The sequence below is a fragment of the Herbaspirillum sp. 1173 genome, from assembly GCF_031455335.1.
Classification (GTDB): Bacteria; Pseudomonadota; Gammaproteobacteria; order Burkholderiales; family Burkholderiaceae_D; genus Herbaspirillum; species Herbaspirillum huttiense.
The window spans coordinates 329,006-346,585 of record NZ_JAVDSP010000006.1; the positions used below are offsets into that span (position 1 = coordinate 329,006).

A 17,580-nucleotide genomic window follows, 5' to 3' on the forward strand; every position below is an offset into this window, starting at 1 on the left:
ACCCGAGACACCATGGAAATTGAACTGATCGAATCCGATACCGCGCGCATGGATGATTACATCGCGCTGTACCAGGCCTGTTTTCCGCAAGCAGACAAGCTGCGCCGCCAGTATCTGAACTGGCTCTACATCGATAACCCGGAAGGCCGGGCACTGGGTGCCGATGCCGTCTGCGATGGCAAGGTGATCGGACAGGTGATTGCGCTGCCGGGCCGCTATCGTCTACGTGGCAGGCAGGTGCGCGGGCTGGTGGCGGTCAACGTTGCGGTCCATCCGGATTTCCAGGGCAAGCACCTGTTCAAGCGATTGGGACTGAAGATGTGCGAATTCGGCGCCTTGCGCGGATTCGAGTTTGTCATCGGTGTGGCCAATGCGGCGGCGACGCCAGGCTGGGTGCGGCAGATGGGCTTCCAGTTGGTGGGCCCGCTGCAGGCCCGGGTGGGACTAGGTGCGCTCAACGCGCGAGCCTGCGAAGAAGGGCTGGCCCAGGCGGACCTGTTTCAGGAGTGGGGCGAAGCCGCCCTGCAATGGCGCAGCAAGAGCCCGGTCAATCCGGTCGCGCTCCAGCGCGGTGCCGATGGCCAGTTGCGCGTGTTTGCCTCGGCAGGAAAGCCAGGCATGACGGCGCTGGCGGTGCTGCCGCCGGCGGCCCACGAGAAGGTCCAGCCCAATGGACTGGGTGCCGGGCTGCTCTCGGCCAAGGTGTTCGTGGGCAACATTCCGGGGTACCGCTTCGGTGTCAATTTCCAGCCTATCCCCGAGCGTCTCAAGCCGTCACCGCTGAATCTGATCTACAAGAATCTGGTGGACAATACCGACAAGCTGTCCCTGGACAAGTGTTACATCACGTTCCTGGACTTCGATGCCTTCTAAGCACGCCCTTTTCCTGTTCGCGCATCAGGACGACGAGTTCGGTGTCTTCGCCGAAATCGCGAGACTGCTGGCGGCCGGCGATCGCGTCTCGGTCGTCTATCTGACCTCAGGTGCGCTCGACGGTGGGCCGCGTCCCGATCGCAATGCCGAAAGCCTCGATGTGCTCGGACGCTTGGGCGTAGCGGCCAGCAGCGTGCATTTCATCGGAGAGAAGCTGGGCGTGCCGGACAGCAAACTGGTCGAGCACATGCCGGCCGTACTGGCCGAGCTGGCTGCGCTGTGCCATCGCATTGGCCAGCCGGAGCTGCTTTACCTGCTGGCCTGGGAAGGCGGTCATCAGGATCATGACGCCGCCCATCTGATTGGCCTGGCGCTGGCAAAGTCCTCGCATTGCCTGCCGCAGACCCGCCAGTTCACGCTCTACACCGGGGCCGGGCTGAGCGGACCCTGGTTCAAGCTGTTTGCGCCCTTGGCCGCCAACGGCGAGGTCATGGCGCGGCGCATGTCGTGGACCGAGCGCCTGCGCTTCATGCGCTACTGTTTCCTGTATCCCTCGCAGGCGAAGACCTGGGTGGGACTTTTTCCATTTTTGTTCCTTCATTATGTGGTCCGTGGTACGCAGCTGCTGCAGCCCTGTTCGCTCGCGCGCATCCACGAGGCAGCACATGACGGGCCCCCCCTGTATGAGCGTCGCGGATTCTGCAGTCAGGAAGACTTTTTCCGTGCGGCCCGCCCTTTCATCGCGTCCAGCATTGGCCATGTCAAGGAGCTGCGGCCATGAAGATCGCCATCACCGGAGCCACAGGCTACATCGGTCGGCAGCTGGCGGCTCTGGCCTTGCATCAAGGGCATCATCCGCTGCTGCTGACACGGACCGCACCGGCGGCCGATGCCGGCGCATGGCTTCGTTACGATCTTTTTGATACGGACGCCCTGACCCTGCCGGGCGATGTGCAGGCCGTGGTGCATCTTGCCTTCAATCCGCGCGTGGCGACCGAAGCCGATGGCGACGCCGAGATGGTGGCCGCCCTGCGCCTGCTCGACGCCGCTGCCGCCGTGGGTGCGCACTTCGTGTTCGTTTCCAGCCAGACGGCGCGCGAGGATGCGCCTACCGCCTATGGACGCACCAAGTGGCGTATCGAGCAGCTCGTGCTGCAGCGTGGCGGCAGCGTGGTGCGTCCCGGCCAGGTGTACGGCGGCGCCGCGATGGGACTGTTCGGGTTGCTGGTCAATCTGGTGGACCGGCTCCCGATGTTGCCCGCATTTCTGCCTGCGCCATTGATACAACCGGTCCATGTCGATGATCTCGCGTTGGCGCTGTTGCGCATCGCGCAGCTGCCGGATGCGACACCCGAAGTGCATCTGATCGCGCAGTCGCAAGCGCTGAGTTTCACAACTTTCCTGCGCGCGATTGCCGCCAGCCATGTGCGCAAGACACGATTTTTCGTGCCAGTGCCGACCGCACTGGTCCGATTGGCCGTGCGACTGCTGGGCGCTGAGCGCAGCAATCGGCTCGGTCTGTCCCGTCTGGATTCCCTGTTTGCCCTACCGGTCATGGATACCCGTGGCAGCCTGGCGCTGCTCGGCTTGCAACTGCGTTCGCTGGAGAGCGGCATGCAGCCCGCCGCGCCCGGCGACCAGCTCGCCGCCGAAGCCGCGGCAATGCTGTGCTACGTACTCAATCGCCGTCCCGACAGTGATCTCGTCGAACGCTACATCGCTGCCATCGGGCGCTTCCGGGAAGGGCGCGCTCTGGGTCTGCCAGGCTTTACGCTGCGTCATCCGGCGCTGCTGGCCTTGCTCGATGATCGCGCCTTCCTGGCCAGCGAACGCGGGCAGGAACTGGCATGGCGACTGGACGCGGCCACCTTGCTGGCAGAGGCAACGCAGGCGGGTGCAGAGCGTTTCATCGGCATCCGGCAACCGGCGGGAATGCTGCGCTATGGTCTTGGCCTGGCGTGTGCCGTCGCATCGGAAGTGTTCTGGCGGATTGCCCGCCCGGTGAGCATGCCGCTGTTCTTGCGTGACGCCATCAACAGGAGTTTCCCGTGAGCCCGGAGTTTGACGTCATCATCGTGGGAAGTGGCCCGGCCGGCGTATCGGCGGCGTTTCCGCTGGTCGAGGCAGGCGTGAAAGTGCTGATGGTCGATGGCGGACGCCAGGAAGACGTGCGGCGCCCGACACGCAGCTTTCTGGAAGAACGTGCGACCGATCCGCGGCAGTGGGAGTGGATGGTCGGCGAGCGCTTCCATGCCCTCGGCATGCGCGAGGCCATCTCTCCCAAGTTGCGCGTGCCGACCCATGCGCACGTCTTTGCAGACTTTGCGCAGGTCAATCGAGTGGATTCACAGGGATTCATTGCATTGGGGTCGCTGGCTCCCGGCGGCTTGTCCAATGCCTGGGGCTGCGGTGTGGCGCAACTGTCTCCCCAGGAGCTGGCGGCGTTTCCCTGCCCGAGCGATGCCATGCACGATTCCTATCGCACCGTGGTGGAACGCATTGGCGTGAGCCGTTCGCAACAGGATGAACTCACTGACTATTTCGGCATGCAGGGCGAAGCACAGCCCGAGATCACGCTCGACAAGCTGCATACGGCACTGGACCAGAAGTATCGCCGACATGGTGCTGATCTGCTGCGGCAGGGTTTCAGGCTCGGGCGTTTTCCCGTGGCCGTGCTGAGCCAGGACCGTGGTGCGCGCAAGGGATGCAATCGCAGCGGGAACTGCCTGTTTGGTTGTGAGCGTCGCTCGCTGTATTCCGCCAGTGAAGATCTGGCGACGTTGCGTCAATTCCCCAACTTCCGCCATGCACGCTTGCAGGTGGAGTCGCTCCGGCAGGATGCAGGGCAGGGCTGGCAGGTGTACGGGGAGGATCCGCAGGACCGTCAGCGCAAGACTTTCAGCGCGCGTCAGGTGCACCTGGCTGCGGGCACTGTCGCCACCACCCGGCTGGCATTGTCTGCCCTGAAGCACGAAGCACCGGTGCGGCTGCTGTCCTGCCCCACGGCCGCCTTCATTCTCTGGATGCCGTCTTTCCTGGGCAAGCCACGCGCCGACGCCTTCGGCTACGGGCAGCTGGCATTTGTCCAGACCCTGCGGGAGGATGTGACCGCACTCGGTTCGACTTTCTCGACCGTCGGCCTGCCCATGACCGAGTTCGCGCGCCATCTGCCGCTGCGTCGCAGGCTGGCGGTGGACGTCTTGCGTTCGCTGATGAGTTCCTGCGTGGTGGGCAACATGTTCCTTCCCGGGCATCTCTCCGCGAACCAGGCACATCTCACGCCAGACGGACGCCTGCACATCCGGGGCGCTTACCATGAAGACGTTCCGACCCTGTTGAAGCAGGCCGCGGCAAGCCTGCGCCGCGCCTACGCGCGCCTGGGGGCCTACATGTTGCCGATGAGTTTCACGGCCGGACAGCCGGGCGGCGACATTCACTACGCGGGTACCTTGCCGATGCGTGAGCGGCCGCAAGCCGGTGAGACCTCGGCCATCGGGGAACTCGCCGGGCTCGACGGACTGTTCGTGGTCGACGGCGCAAGCCTGCCCAACCTGACAGAAAAATCCCATACGCTGACCATCATGGCCAACGCCGATCGTATCGCCCGGGCCGCATTGCAGCGTCTTCACTCCGCATGAACGTCATGAACCCCTCTCTTCCTGATCGCAAACCGGGATCCCCGGGCGTCGCACAACCCGTGCTGCTGACCATCGTCGCATTCATTCTGGCGGCCGTGGCACTCTGGGGAACGCTCTCCCAAGGCTGGTGGCAGCAGAAGATCTGGGTCTCCCCCGCCGTTGGTGTTTCTTTCTACAACACCGTCGGCACGCTGCTGGTGCTGTGCTTTGCGGGCCTGGCCGCAGGCTTGCCATTCCTGCTTCTGCTGGGTGCATGTGCGTCGCTGTTCGTGGCACTGGCGGGACTCGGACCCTTCGTCGCCGTGATCTGGTATTGGACTTGCGCCACCCTGATCGGTGCCTGGACCTTGTCGTGGTGGAAGGATGATTCGGCCACCGTCTGGAGTGTTCGCAACAGCGGCTTCGGATTCGTGATCACCGGCAGTCTCATCGGTCTCATGGCGCATTTCCCGATCAATACACCGACGCTCTATCTGTTGCTCTTCAGCGGCTGGGCCCTGCTGGCCAGCTGGCGTCTCGGCGTGTGGCGCACCGCCGGCCGGCCCTCGCCCCTGCGCGACCTGCTGGTCCGCCGGCGGCGTAGTCTCCAGGAATCCCTGCTGCTGTCCCTGGTGCTGGCCGGCATTTCGCTGGTGCTGTTCGTGACCATGCTGCCCGAGCTGGGACACGATGCGCTGGCCATGCACCTGAACTTGCCGGTACGTATTTTGGCGGCCAGGCGCTGGGACTTTGATGTGACCCAGTACATCTGGTCGGTGATGCCGTTCGGTGCCAATTGGTTGACGTTGCCGCCCTTCTTCCTGGATGGCCAACAGGCGGCGAAGTTGATGGATACCTCCTTCGTGCTGGCGACGGCCTGGCTGTCGTTCCGCATCCTGGCCCCTCGCATTGGCGGGGTCGCCGCGCTGGCCGCACCGGCCCTGATGCTGACCTTGCCGCTGAGCATGCTGGTGTCCGGCTCGATGTTCGTGGAGCCCGTCATCGGTTTCCTGTTCCTGCTGTGTCTGGCCGAGCTGACCGGCACCAGCGAGAAGCCGCATGGTGCCTGGCTGTATCTGGGGGCCATTGCCGGTTACCTGTGTGCTTCCAAGCTGCTGGGCGCGCCGCTGCTGCCGATCCTGCTGCTGGCAGTGTGCCTGCTGGCACGCCAGGGCAAGTTCCAGCGGCCGACCTTCCTCGTGGTGGCGGCGGCGGTCGCCGTGTTCCTGCTTGTCAGCTGCCAGCCCTACGTCGTGGCCTATCTGAAGACGGGCAATCCGCTCTTCCCCTTCTACAACAATATTTTCAAATCGCCGTTCTTCACCATCGGCAGCGTCTTCAAGAACGAGCAGGCGTTTGCCAATCCGCTCTATTTGCACCCGCTGGGACCGGGCATGTTCTGGGATGCGAGCATCAAGTCCATGGGGTACGGCGAGTTTGGTGCGGATGGTGCCATCGGCATCGTTTTCCTGGTGCTCATCCCGCTCGCCTTGCTCACCGCCATCCTGACGCGTCACTGGTGGGTCTTGGGCGGCTTGCTGGCCACCACCTTTTATTGCGCGCTGGTGTTCCAGACGCAGGCCTATTTGCGCTATGTGTACCAGATGCTTCCGTGGTTCATCGTGTTCGGTGCCTGGGCTCTGGCACGCCTGTCCAAGGCAGCGCTGACGGCATCCGCGCTGGTGCTGCTGTTGTGCCTGGTCAGCCTGGCGCGCTATCCGGTGGTCTACTGGCCGCTGATGCAGTTCTCTCCGCGTTTGCTGGTGGATCGTGATGCCCATCGTGCAATGCTCGAGCGCAGCAAGCCCGCGGTGATCATCGGGGACATCCTGCAGCAGATGGACAGTATCCGCAGCAAGCAGATTCTCATCGTTGGCACCGATCCGGTCTACAGTCATTACCCGGCAGGCACCATCGCGTTTTCTTGGCATTCGTGGCCGTTCTTCTCCTCGCCCGAGCGCGACACCAATTTCAAGAAATTGCTGCGCGATTTCGACATCGAGGTCATCGTGCACCCGGTGGGGCAAAACGAATCGCATGAGGCCGATATCATGTCGGTGACCACCGAGCTGTTCCGTCTCAATGGCATGCGCGTCGGTCTGGTCAAGACCGATGGCCTGTTCCGGGTCGAGCGCGTCGCAGGACCGGTGCTCGATCAACCTGGTCCCAAGTGGGATCTCAACGGGAATGCCGTGGTCAAAGGCGGCGTGACCGCTACCGTCACGCATCCGGTCTATCAGACCATCGACGTGAAAGGACAGCGCCGTGGCCTGTTGCACGTGAAGGTGTCTTGCCCTGAGGGAACACAGTTCCGATCCCAGGTTAACTGGATCAATTCCCGCGGTGAAATGAGCAGCACCGACATCGAAGTGCATTCTTGTCACGGTGAAAACACTATAATTGACCGCGCTGTGGCGATTCCTGCCGGGACGGTTCAGGGCATCGTGTTCGGCAGTTCGCACGATGAGCGTCCCGTGACCGTAGGCGAGATCTCCTTCAAGACCCCCTCATAAATCCTTTATCAATCCAGACTCAGCTATCCCTCAGACTATGAAAACCGCAATCATTACCGGCATCTCAGGACAAGACGGCGCTTACCTGGCGCAACTTCTGCTTGAAAAGAACTACGTAGTCTATGGCACCTATCGACGCACCAGTTCGGTCAACTTCTGGCGCATCAACGAGCTGGGCATTCAGGATCATCCGAACCTGCATCTGGTGGAATTCGACCTGACCGACCTGGGCACCACGCTGTCCCTGGTGCAAAAGGTGCAGCCTGACGAAATCTACAACCTGGCCGCCCAGAGTTTCGTCGGCGTCAGCTTCGAACAGCCGACCACCACCGCCCACATCACCGGTCTGGGTGCGCTCAACATTCTGGAAGCGATTCGCCTGGTCAATCCGCGCATCCGCTTCTACCAGGCCTCGACGTCGGAAATGTTCGGCAAGGTCCAGGAGATTCCCCAGCGCGAAAGCACGCCTTTCTATCCGCGTAGCCCGTATGGCGTGGCCAAGCTGTACGCGCACTGGATGACGATCAACTATCGTGAGAGCTACAACATCTTCGGTACCAGCGGCATTTTGTTCAACCATGAAAGCCCGCTGCGCGGCCGCGAATTCGTGACCCGCAAGATCACTGACTCGGTGGCGAAGATCAAGCTGGGCCAGCTGGACTGCCTGGAACTGGGCAACCTGGACGCCAAGCGCGACTGGGGCTTTGCCAAGGAATACGTGGAAGGCATGTGGCGCATGCTGCAGGTGGACGAGCCCGATACCTTCGTGCTGGCCACCAACCGTACCGAGACCGTACGCGACTTCGTGCAGATGGCCTTCAAGGGTGTGGGCATCAATCTTGAGTTCCGCGGTGCCGCCGAGCAGGAGACTGCAGTGGACGTGGCCACCGGCAAGACCGTCATGCGCATCAATCCGAAGTTCTACCGTCCGGCCGAAGTCGAGCTGCTGATCGGTGACCCCACCCGCGCCCGCGAAATCCTGGGCTGGCAGCCGCAGACCACGCTGGAGCAGCTGTGCGCGCTGATGGTGGAAGCCGATGTGCGTCGCAATCAGGCGGGGACTTCGTTTTGAAGATATTCCTTACCGGGAGTGATGGATTCACTGGCAGGCATTTCACTGCCAGTGCCATTGCGCGCGGACATGAAGTGATCGCCCTGACCGGGCAACTGGATGACAAGGCGGGACTGGAGCATCAGCTTGCGCAAGCGCAGGCGGATGCGGTGGTCCACCTGGCGGCCATTGCGTTCGTTGGCCACGCGGATGCCGGTGCGTTTTACGATGTCAACGTGCTGGGCACGATGAATCTGCTGGATGCTCTGGCGCGCGTGCCGAAGCGTCCGGCGGCAGTGCTGCTGGCCAGCAGCGCCAACATCTATGGCAATTGCGATGTATCGCCGATTGGCGAGAGCCAGCCCCCGGCTCCTGCGAATCATTACGCCATGAGCAAGCTGGCCATGGAATACATGGCGCGCAACTACCTCGACCGCTTGCCGATCGTGTTCGCGCGTCCCTTCAATTACACCGGGGCAGGGCAGCACGCGTCCTTCGTCATTCCCAAGCTGGTCGACCACTTTGCCCGCCGGGCCAGCGTGGTGGAACTGGGCAACCTCGATGTCGAGCGCGAATTCAATGATGTGCGTACGGTATGCGACGCCTATCTGGCCCTGCTCGACAAGGGCGCGCCAGGGCAGTGCTACAACGTCTGCTCGGGCCAGCCCGTGACGTTGCGCGCCGTCATCGCCTTGCTGCAAGAGATCACGGGACACAGTCTGGAAGTGCGCGTCAATCCGGCCTTCGTCCGTGCCTCCGAGGTGCGCACGCTGTGCGGCAGCCCGGCTTTGCTGGAACAGGCCATAGGCCCCCTGCATCATCCTGGCCTGCGCGCGACGCTGCAATGGATGCTGGACACCAGCCCGGTGGCGCATTGATGGTGGCGAAGTCCTTGGCAGGTCCGGCAAGGCTGACGTGCGGAATTGCCATGTGCACCTGCAACGGCATGCCTTACCTGCCGCAGCAGCTCGACAGCCTGCTTCAGCAGGACCGCTTGCCCGATCAGATTGCCATTCATGACGATGCCTCCGATGACGGCAGCTGGGAATACCTGCAGCAATGGGCTGCGCGCCAGAGCATCGACGTGAAGCTGGTCAGGAACGAGCCCCGCCTTGGGGTGGTCAAGAATTTTGAGGCTGCAGTGCAGTCGCTGCAGACGGACCTGATCTTCCTGTGTGATCAGGATGACGTGTGGCTGCCGTTCAAGATCAGTCTGCTCAGCCAGCAATTCGAGCAGGATCCGGCGCTGACCCTTCTGCACAGCGACGCCCGGCTGGTCGATGCGCAAGGCGTCGACATGCAGGCTTCGCTGTTCCAGTCGCTCGGTCTGAGTGAGGAAGAGCGCGGCTGGGTGGCGCAAGGCCGCGCACTGGACGTGCTGTGCCGGCGCAATATCGTCACCGGAGCCGCGGCAGTGTTCCGCCGCGATCTGCTGCCCCTGGCCCTGCCGTTTTCACCCGATTGGGTGCACGATGAATGGCTGGCCATTCTCGCAGCTGCCACAGGCAAGATGCGCTCCGAACCAAGCAGCACGGTCCAATATCGTCAGCATGGACGCAATGCCATCGGCATGGAAGCACCAGGCCTGGCCAGATTGGTCAAGCGCTTCAGGTTCGTGATGGCGCTCCCCGAAAGCAAGTTCCAGTTGCTGCGGCTGACCCGTGTTGAACAGCTCAAGGCACGCCTCGAACGCGAGGGCCGCCTGACCCCGGACCTGGCCGCGATGCTTGCTGACTGGCTGCGCTTTGCCCGTTTTCGTGCCGGCCTGTCGCGGTATCTGCCGTTGCGCATTCTGGCTGTCCTCAGGCATGCCGTGTCTACCAGTGATTACCGTCGTTTCGGCCGCGGTCCGCTCAGTGCGTTGCGCGACGTGCTGATGCGCTGAGCGTCTGCGCCTTCACTCCTTGCCCGTCCGTACGCGAGACCGCTCCATGTCCCCAGCTCTCATTTCCCTGTCAGTCGTCAGTCACGGTCACCGCGCGCACATTGCCTTGCTGCTGGCCGATCTGGCGCGATTGGGGCGTACGGATATCGAAGTGATCCTGACGGTCAATTTGCCGGAATCCTTCGACGACTTGCTGGCGGACCTCCCGTTCCCGGTGGTCGTGGCCAACAATCCTGAACCCAAGGGTTTTGCCGCCAATCAGAATGCGGCCGTGGCGCATGCAAGCGGGCAATGGTTCGTCATCCTCAATCCGGATATCCGCTTTCATGACGATCCCTTTGACGCCCTGCTGGAGGTCTCGCGCATGGTGCCGGCTGCCATCGTCGCACCGCTGATCGTCAATGCTGAAGGACAGGAAGAAGACAGTGCGCGTCACTTTCCCTCTCCCTTGCAACCGTTCAAACGCTATCTCGCCCGGCTGTTTGGCGTCCACCTTGCCAATGACAGTATTCCCACGCGTGGTCAGGTGGCCTATCCGGACTGGGTGGCAGGCATGTTCATGATGCTGCCCAAAACCATGATGGAGCAGTTGGGCGGGCTCGACGAGCGTTATCGCATGTACTACGAGGATGTGGATCTGTGCGCGCGCGCCAGGCTGGCCGGGCACGAAGTACGCGTGGCGCGCGCCGTACCGGTCGAACATAACGCCCAGCGCGACAGTCACCGCAAGCTGCGCTACCTGCGCTGGCATATCAGCAGCGTCATTCGCTTTTTCACTTCCCCGGCCTATCGTTCCTTGCGGCAACAGCGTACTCGTTGAAAAGCTCTTCCGACGCGCTTCTGGCGGGTCTTCTCTGCACGCAGTTGCAAAGAGCGGTGCGGCGGGACATTTTTGCCGTGAATTTTTCGGAATTCTCACCCGGCGTGGTTAAAATACTGGGTTTTGCGGGAAAACTCTGCAAAAAGATAGGCATCTGCGCATGGATACCGGGCGGGATGCATGGCTGGAAGAGGGCGGGAGCCCACAAGGGGGGGAGTAAATGTTGTTGTCAATTGTTGTGCCATGCTACAACGAAGAAGAGGTGATCGACTTCACCAAGCTGGAGTTGTTCAAGCTCATGGATGAGCTGGACGGCCTCGATGCTGAACTCATCTTCGTCAACGATGGCAGCCGTGATCGTACGCTGGAAAAACTCAAGGCCATCGCCCGTGAAGATGCCCGGGTGCGGGTGGTCTGCCTGTCGCGCAACTTCGGTCACCAGATCGCCGTGACGGCTGGCGTCGACGCTGCGCGCGGGGACGCCGTGGTGCTCATGGATGCCGACCTGCAAGATCCGCCGGCCGTGGTACATCAGATGGTGGCCCATTGGCGCGAAGGCTATGACGTCGTCTACGCCGTGCGGAGCGAACGCGAAGGCGAGTCAGCCTTCAAGATTGCCACTGCCCGTGCTTTCTATCGCTTGCTCAACAAGATGTCGGAAGTCGACATTCCCCTGGATACCGGCGATTTCCGTCTGATGAGCCGCCGTGTGGTCGACACCTTGTGCGCCATGCCGGAGCGCGACCGCTTCGTGCGCGGCATGGTGAGCTGGGTCGGCTTCAAGCAGATGGCCCTGCCGTACGCGCGCGCGCGCCGGGTGGCCGGCGTGACCAAGTATCCCCTCAAGAAGATGCTCAAGTTCGCCACCGACGGCATCCTGTCCTTCTCCAGCAAGCCGCTGCAGATGTCCATCGGACTGGGCATGAGCGCTGCGGGCCTGGCATTTCTCGGCATCCTCTATGCCCTGTTCCTGCGCATCTTCACCCAGGTCTGGGTCGAGGGCTGGACCGCGCTCATGATTGCGGTCCTGTTCATCGGCGGCGTGCAACTGGTGTCGATCGGCATCCTGGGCGAATACATCGGCCGCATCTACAGCGAGATCAAGCGTCGGCCCCTGTACGTGGTGTCGGAATACATCGGATATGCACCCGAGGCCCGCATCGAGGGCTCGCGCAGCCCGGTGGTGGCGGTCGTCGATGCATCGGCCTGAGCGGGATGCCCCCTTGATGAATCGATTTTCCGCCAAACAGCTGATCCGCCTTGCCGTCGGCGTAGGCGTTGCGCTGGTCTTCGGCTGGCTGGCCTTGCGCCACACCGACTGGAATCAGCTCAGCACGACGCTGCTGGCCGCCAACAAGAGCCTGATCCTGCTTGGTTTGCTGATCTTCGCGGTCGGTTACGCCTGCCGCATCGCGCGCTGGACCTCCATGCTGCGCGTGTCGCGACCGGCCTTGCGCTGGTCCGATTGTGCTGGCCCCTTCCTCGCCAGTTTTGCCGCCAACAACGTCCTGCCGTTCCGGGCCGGCGATCTGATGCGCATGGTCGCCTTCAATCAGCAACTGGGCACCTCGGCGGCGACGGTGGTGGCCACTTTGTTCGTGGAGCGATTGCTGGACCTGCTGATGGTCATCGTCATGCTGGGTGCAGCGGTCCTGCTGGTGGGCGCGCGCCTGCACAGCTATGTCGATCTGGGTGCCGGTGCCTTGCTGCTGATGGCGCTGGCGATCATGGCGGTGCTGCTGTTTCCGCACGCCATGCGTCCGCTGGCGCGCTTCTTCCTGGCCTTGCTGGCCAAGGTGTTGCCGGGGCTGGCCAAGCGCCTTGGCGATGAAATCGGCAAGGCATTCGACACGCTGGAGTCGATGTCGCGTGGCCCGACCATGCTGGTGCTGGTGGGATGGTCGCTGCTGGCCTGGCTGTGCGAAGGCATGCTGTTCTGGCTGGCGGCGCTTTCACTGCCCGCCGTCAGCGAGCCTGCCAGTGCCTGGCTGGCGCTGCCGGTCGGTACCCTGGCCACGCTGATCCCCAGCACGCCCGGCTACGTCGGCACCTTTGATTTCTTTACCGCGAAGACCCTTGCCATTGGCGGCAACGATATGGCTGCCTCGACGGCCTATGCGCTGCTGGTCCATCTTCTTTTGTGGCTGCCGCCGACCCTGAGCGGTGGTCTTTACCTGCTGGTGCGCTCGCTGCGCCCCAAGAAAGTGCTGGAACATGAGTGAACAGATCCGCGTCAGCGTTGCCGTCATCGGTGGCGGTTTTACCGGGCTCAGCGCAGCCTATGAGTTGGCCAAGGCCGGTGCCTCCGTGGCCGTGCTGGAAGCTGAAGAAGAGCTGGGTGGCCTGGCTGCTGCCTTCGATGTGGAAGGCGAAAAGCTGGATCGCTTCTACCATCACTGGTTTACCAATGACCTCGAAGTGATGCACCTGATCGATGAGATCGGCCTGTCCGACAAGGTCACCATCAACCCGACCAATACCGGCATGTACTATGCCAACCAGTTCTTCAAGCTCTCCACGCCGATGGATCTGCTGCGCTTCACGCCGCTGGGTTTCTTTGACCGCGTTCGCCTGGGCCTGCTGGCCTTGCGCGCGCGCCGCGTCAAGAACTGGATGGAGCTGGAAGACAAGACCGCAGAACAATGGCTCAAGGAACTGGGCGGCGAGTCGGTCTTCCGCGTGGTGTGGGAACCGCTGCTCAAGGGCAAGTTCGGTGAAGCGGCCGCCCGCAAGGTCTCGGCCGTGTGGTTCTGGAACAAGCTGAAGCTGCGCGGCGGCAGCCGCGGCAAGGGTGGGGAAGAGCGCCTGGCCTATCTGAAGGGCGGCTTTGTCTCGATTGCGACCCGCCTGGCAGAGCGCATCACGCAGGCCGGCGGCCACGTCATCACGCGGGCACCGGTGCAGAGCTTCCGTCGCGACGATGGACTATGGCAAGTGCAGACGCCCAAGGGTGTCATCGTCGCCGATCATGTGATTGCCACGCCGGCGCTGCCACTGATCGCCGATATGGTGAAGGAATGGGCCAGCCCCGACTACCTGCAGCAGCTGCGTCGCATCGAATACCTGGGCAACGTCTGCCTGGTGCTGGAACTGAACAACAGTCTCTCCAGTACCTACTGGCTCAACGTCAACGATCCGACTTTCCCGTTCGTGGGGGTGATCGAGCACACCAACTTCGAGTCCACCGACACGTATGGCGGACGTCACATCGTCTATCTGTCCAAGTATCTGCCGGTCGACGAGGCGCTGTATTCCATGAGTGCCGATGAAGTCCTGGCCTATGCCATGCCGCACCTCAAACGCATGTTCCCGCGCTTCGACGAGAGCTGGATCCTCGACCACAAGGTATGGAAGTCGCGCTGGTCGCAGCCCGTGGTGGAGAAGCACTACAGCCGCCTGATTCCGTCGGCCGAAGGACCTCTGCCGGGACTGCACATTGCCTCCATGGCGCAGATTTATCCGGAAGATCGCGGTACCAATTATGCGGTGCGTGAAGGGCGCAAGATTGGACGGCATGTCGTCGGATTGCTGGGGAAGTCCAAGCAATGACGCGGCAACGCTTGACCTTGGGCTTGCTGGCGCTGCTCATCGCAATCGCCGCCTGCATCCTTTGCATCGGCAAGGACGCCATGCAGACGAACCGTATGGGTGATGCTGCTCTCTTCGAGCAGCTCATCGAAAACATCCATGCGGGTAAAGGTGCCGTCTCCAACGTGTTTGCCAATACGCAGAACTTCATCGACCACCGTTACATCGGAATTCCCAACACCGAGCTGCTTTCTCGGGAACTGCAGGGCATGCTGGTCCATCCTGCAGCTGACGAACGTTCGATGCTGGGTTTCCACGCCTATTACATTCTTTATCCCATCTCCTGGCTGCTGTGGATGATGTCGTCTTCCATGGCGCTGGTCGTGCTGCAGACCACGGCTTATGCGCTGCTGGTCTGGGCAACCGCGGCTTACGTGATGGTGCGTACTCGAAGCGTGGTGCTATCCGTTCTGTCTTGCGGACTCGTTTTCTTCAGTCCCCAGGTGTTCCTCGGCTTGGCGGGCCAGTTCTATCCTGATCGGCTGTTCGTACCTCTCGGCTTCATCCTCTTGTGTTGCCTGCACTTCCAGTTGCGGTGGAGGTATGTGGCATTGGTGGCGCTTTTGCTGGCCCTCGTCAACGAGCGTGCTGCACTGATCAGTGGCCTGCTGGTCGGAATGCATGCGATCTTGTTCGGCTGGCACCAGCGCAAGCGCTTGCTCACGCAATTGGCCGTCGCCGGGTTGCTCGTCGCATATGCTTTTCTGATCAAGAAACTGGTGCTGACCAATCTGTATTACGACACATTTTTGCCCGTCAGCTGGGATGATCTTGTCTATCGCTATACCCAGATTCCGGGCTTTGCCGACAATCTTTTCATCAATCTCAAGAACAACGCATTGCTTCTGATGTTGGCGGTGTTCGCGCCGCGTTACCTTCTCATCGCATTGGTGGTGCTATTGCCGAATTTGGTCGGCTCCATCGGTGGAGCGGAGAAGGTGGGATGGCTGTCCCACTACCATTCCTACTACTTCCCGGTGCTCTGCTTCGCGGCAGCCTCCGGTGTTTGCAACCTCTATCTTCTTTGCTCGCGGGCAACATTCAAGGGTGCGTTGATTGCCGGATTTGCTTTGGCTTCCGCCTTCGTGTGGTACACCCAAGAAAAACTGAATTGGAACATGATCGCGGTCCCCTCCAGCGTCATGAGGGAGTTTGTTGCGATGTATCAGGCAAACCGGCGGGGAACGCCCACCGGCTATGACACCAGACGTCTGATCAACGCCGAGTTTGCCGCCGGCAGTCTCGTCGTTACCAATGAAGCCGGAATGGCCATGCTGCATCAACGGGTCAAGGTGGGTGTTTATCCCCTCGGTCTGCGCAAAGCTGACTATGTCTACATCGACTGCGGGGAACTGGACGGCAAGCTTCCCGATGATGCCAACTGGGTTGCCGGAAAGCCGGTCTCCACCGTTCTGGAACAGCAGTTTGGCTTTACTTTTCACGAGATCGCGCACGTTCCCGGCCATTGCGTTGGAGTCAGGAACACCGCGAAGAGGCCGGAATGATGCCGACCTGCGCCATCGTGCGTGACCATAGACAGACCCAAGAGAAATGAAGAAAATCGCAATCCTGCAGTCCAACTACATCCCTTGGCGCGGTTACTTCGACATGATCGCTGCCGTGGATGAATTCATTCTCTACGACGACATGCAATATACCCGGCGTGACTGGCGGAACCGCAACCAGATCAAGACGCCACAGGGTTTGCAGTGGCTGACCGTGCCCGTTCGCGTCAAGGGCAAGTATCTGCAGAAGATCCGCGAGACGGAAATTGAAGGGACTGCCTGGGCCGCTGAACACTGGAAATCCTTGCAGCAGAACTATCGGCGGGCTGCCCACTTCGATCAGGTAGCCGAGTGGTTGCATCCGCTGTACCAAGATTGCCAGCATACGCACCTGTCCGAACTGAATCGCGGCTTCATCGAGGCCATCTGTGGCTTCCTGCATATCAAGACCAGGATCACCAATTCCTGGGATTACGAACTGGTCGATGGCAAGACGGAACGCCTGGTCGATCTGTGTCTGCAGGCGGGTGCAACACATTACATTTCCGGCCCTTCTGCAAAAGGGTATGTGGAGGAGGAGCAATTCCTCCGCGCGGGAATCACCCTCGAATGGTTTGATTACGCAGGCTTCAAGGACTACCCGCAGCAGTGGGGCGACTTTCTGCCAACCGTTACGATATTGGATCTCTTGTTCAACTGCGGAAGCGATGCAGGTCAATTTCTCAGGAACATCCCGTCATGAAGCTTTCCATTGTTGCCACGCTCTACCAGTCGGCACCCTACATCGAGGAGTTCTACCAGCGTTGCAGCCGTTGCGCCCAGGCATTGGTCGGTGACGACTACGAGATCGTCTTCGTCAACGATGGTTCTCCTGATGACAGCCTGGGCTTGACCATCAGGCTCGGTGAAAGCGATCCCCACGTCGTGGTCGTCGATCTCTCGCGCAATTTTGGTCACCACAAGGCAATGATGACCGGGCTGGCCCACGCGCAGGGAGAGCGTGTGTTCCTGATTGATGCCGACCTGGAAGAAGATCCCGAGTTTCTCCTGCCTTTTTCCGAGAAAATGAACGGCAGCGATTGCGACGTGGTGTATGGCGTTCAGGAGCAGCGCAAGGGTGGATGGTTCGAACGCTGGAGCGGGGAATTGTTTTACAGATCCTTCCGCTCGTGGACCGGTATCGCATTGCCCCAGAACGTGGTGACGGCGCGATTGATGTCGCGTCGCTATGTCAATGCGCTTTTGCTGCACACCGAGCGTGAGGTGTTCATTGCCGGGTTGTGGCATATCACCGGTTTTGATCAGCAGCCGATGCTGGTCAAAAAGCACAGTACCAGCGAGACAACGTATACCTTCCGCAAGAAGATGTCTCAATTCGTCAATTCGGTGACGTCCTTCAGCAACGCCCCGCTGATCGGCATTTTCTATATCGGTGTCAGCATCTCCGTACTGGCAATGCTATGCATCGCCTATATCGTGGGACAATGGCTGCTCATTGCGCGCCATGTCAGCGGATGGACCTCATTGATGGCCTCCGTCTGGCTGTTGGGCGGCATGATCATCTCGTTCATCGGAGTGGTGGGTCTCTACCTCTCCAGAATATTTTCCGAGGTGAAGCAGCGGCCGTACACGATCGTGCGCCACGTCTACCGGCGTATGCCCGTACATGTGGCCGCCGATGGTACGGATCGCCAGGCAGATACCCGACATGACACTACCGGAGCATGA

At 61.2% G+C, this 17,580-nt stretch carries 15 protein-coding genes; all 15 read left to right on the forward strand.

Features of this window, described 5'->3' with window-relative positions; all coding sequences use genetic code 11:
- The first annotated feature begins 12 nt into the window (after nucleotides 1–12).
- Nucleotides 13–873, forward strand: a complete 861-nt coding sequence (locus J2X56_RS19970; RefSeq protein ID WP_121042759.1) for a GNAT family N-acetyltransferase — start codon at nucleotides 13–15, stop codon at nucleotides 871–873.
- Entirely contained in the window at nucleotides 863–1,654 is a 792-nt protein-coding gene (locus J2X56_RS19975; RefSeq protein ID WP_121042761.1) for a PIG-L deacetylase family protein, read from the forward strand. Before J2X56_RS19970 ends, J2X56_RS19975 begins: the two co-directional genes overlap by 11 nt.
- A complete protein-coding gene (locus J2X56_RS19980) occupies nucleotides 1,651–2,925 on the forward strand; it encodes an NAD-dependent epimerase/dehydratase family protein (RefSeq protein ID WP_310161996.1) in 1,275 nt (424 codons plus the stop codon). The genes J2X56_RS19975 and J2X56_RS19980 overlap by 4 nt, the downstream gene beginning before the upstream one ends.
- Complete coding sequence (locus J2X56_RS19985) at nucleotides 2,922–4,511, forward strand: FAD-dependent oxidoreductase (RefSeq protein WP_134135602.1); 1,590 nt, start codon at nucleotides 2,922–2,924, stop codon at nucleotides 4,509–4,511. The genes J2X56_RS19980 and J2X56_RS19985 overlap by 4 nt, the downstream gene beginning before the upstream one ends.
- A gap of 5 nt (nucleotides 4,512–4,516) precedes the next feature.
- A complete protein-coding gene (locus J2X56_RS19990; RefSeq protein ID WP_310161997.1) occupies nucleotides 4,517–7,003 on the forward strand; it encodes a hypothetical protein in 2,487 nt (828 codons plus the stop codon).
- 37 nt (nucleotides 7,004–7,040) lie between these two features.
- Entirely contained in the window at nucleotides 7,041–8,075 is a 1,035-nt protein-coding gene (gmd, locus tag J2X56_RS19995; RefSeq protein WP_039789353.1) for a GDP-mannose 4,6-dehydratase, read from the forward strand.
- Nucleotides 8,018–8,932: an NAD-dependent epimerase/dehydratase family protein gene (locus tag J2X56_RS20000; RefSeq protein WP_371925497.1), complete on the forward strand. Its 915-nt coding sequence runs from the start codon at nucleotides 8,018–8,020 to the stop codon at nucleotides 8,930–8,932. The genes gmd and J2X56_RS20000 overlap by 58 nt, the downstream gene beginning before the upstream one ends.
- The gene (locus J2X56_RS20005) at nucleotides 8,932–9,939 is read left to right on the forward strand and encodes a glycosyltransferase family 2 protein (RefSeq protein ID WP_310162000.1); all 1,008 of its coding nucleotides are present in this window, start codon (nucleotides 8,932–8,934) and stop codon (nucleotides 9,937–9,939) included. Before J2X56_RS20000 ends, J2X56_RS20005 begins: the two co-directional genes overlap by 1 nt.
- 46 nt (nucleotides 9,940–9,985) lie before the next feature.
- Entirely contained in the window at nucleotides 9,986–10,759 is a 774-nt protein-coding gene (locus tag J2X56_RS20010) for a glycosyltransferase (RefSeq protein WP_310162001.1), read from the forward strand.
- Between the two features lie 220 nt (nucleotides 10,760–10,979).
- Nucleotides 10,980–11,969 (forward strand): glycosyltransferase family 2 protein, encoded by a 990-nt coding sequence (locus J2X56_RS20015; RefSeq protein ID WP_121042775.1) that lies wholly within the window; start codon nucleotides 10,980–10,982, stop codon nucleotides 11,967–11,969.
- A 16-nt stretch (nucleotides 11,970–11,985) separates the two neighbouring features.
- Entirely contained in the window at nucleotides 11,986–12,981 is a 996-nt protein-coding gene (locus tag J2X56_RS20020) for a lysylphosphatidylglycerol synthase transmembrane domain-containing protein (protein ID WP_034337895.1), read from the forward strand.
- A complete protein-coding gene (locus J2X56_RS20025; protein WP_134135598.1) occupies nucleotides 12,974–14,308 on the forward strand; it encodes an NAD(P)/FAD-dependent oxidoreductase in 1,335 nt (444 codons plus the stop codon). Before J2X56_RS20020 ends, J2X56_RS20025 begins: the two co-directional genes overlap by 8 nt.
- Nucleotides 14,305–15,852 carry a DUF2079 domain-containing protein gene (locus tag J2X56_RS20030; RefSeq protein WP_310162009.1) on the forward strand — a complete coding sequence of 516 codons (1,548 nt, stop codon included), beginning with the start codon at nucleotides 14,305–14,307 and terminating at the stop codon, nucleotides 15,850–15,852. Before J2X56_RS20025 ends, J2X56_RS20030 begins: the two co-directional genes overlap by 4 nt.
- Nucleotides 15,853–15,898: 46 nt before the next feature.
- Nucleotides 15,899–16,594, forward strand: a complete 696-nt coding sequence (locus J2X56_RS20035) for a WbqC family protein (protein WP_039789364.1) — start codon at nucleotides 15,899–15,901, stop codon at nucleotides 16,592–16,594.
- Nucleotides 16,591–17,580 carry a glycosyltransferase family 2 protein gene (locus J2X56_RS20040; RefSeq protein WP_121042783.1) on the forward strand — a complete coding sequence of 330 codons (990 nt, stop codon included), beginning with the start codon at nucleotides 16,591–16,593 and terminating at the stop codon, nucleotides 17,578–17,580. The genes J2X56_RS20035 and J2X56_RS20040 overlap by 4 nt, the downstream gene beginning before the upstream one ends.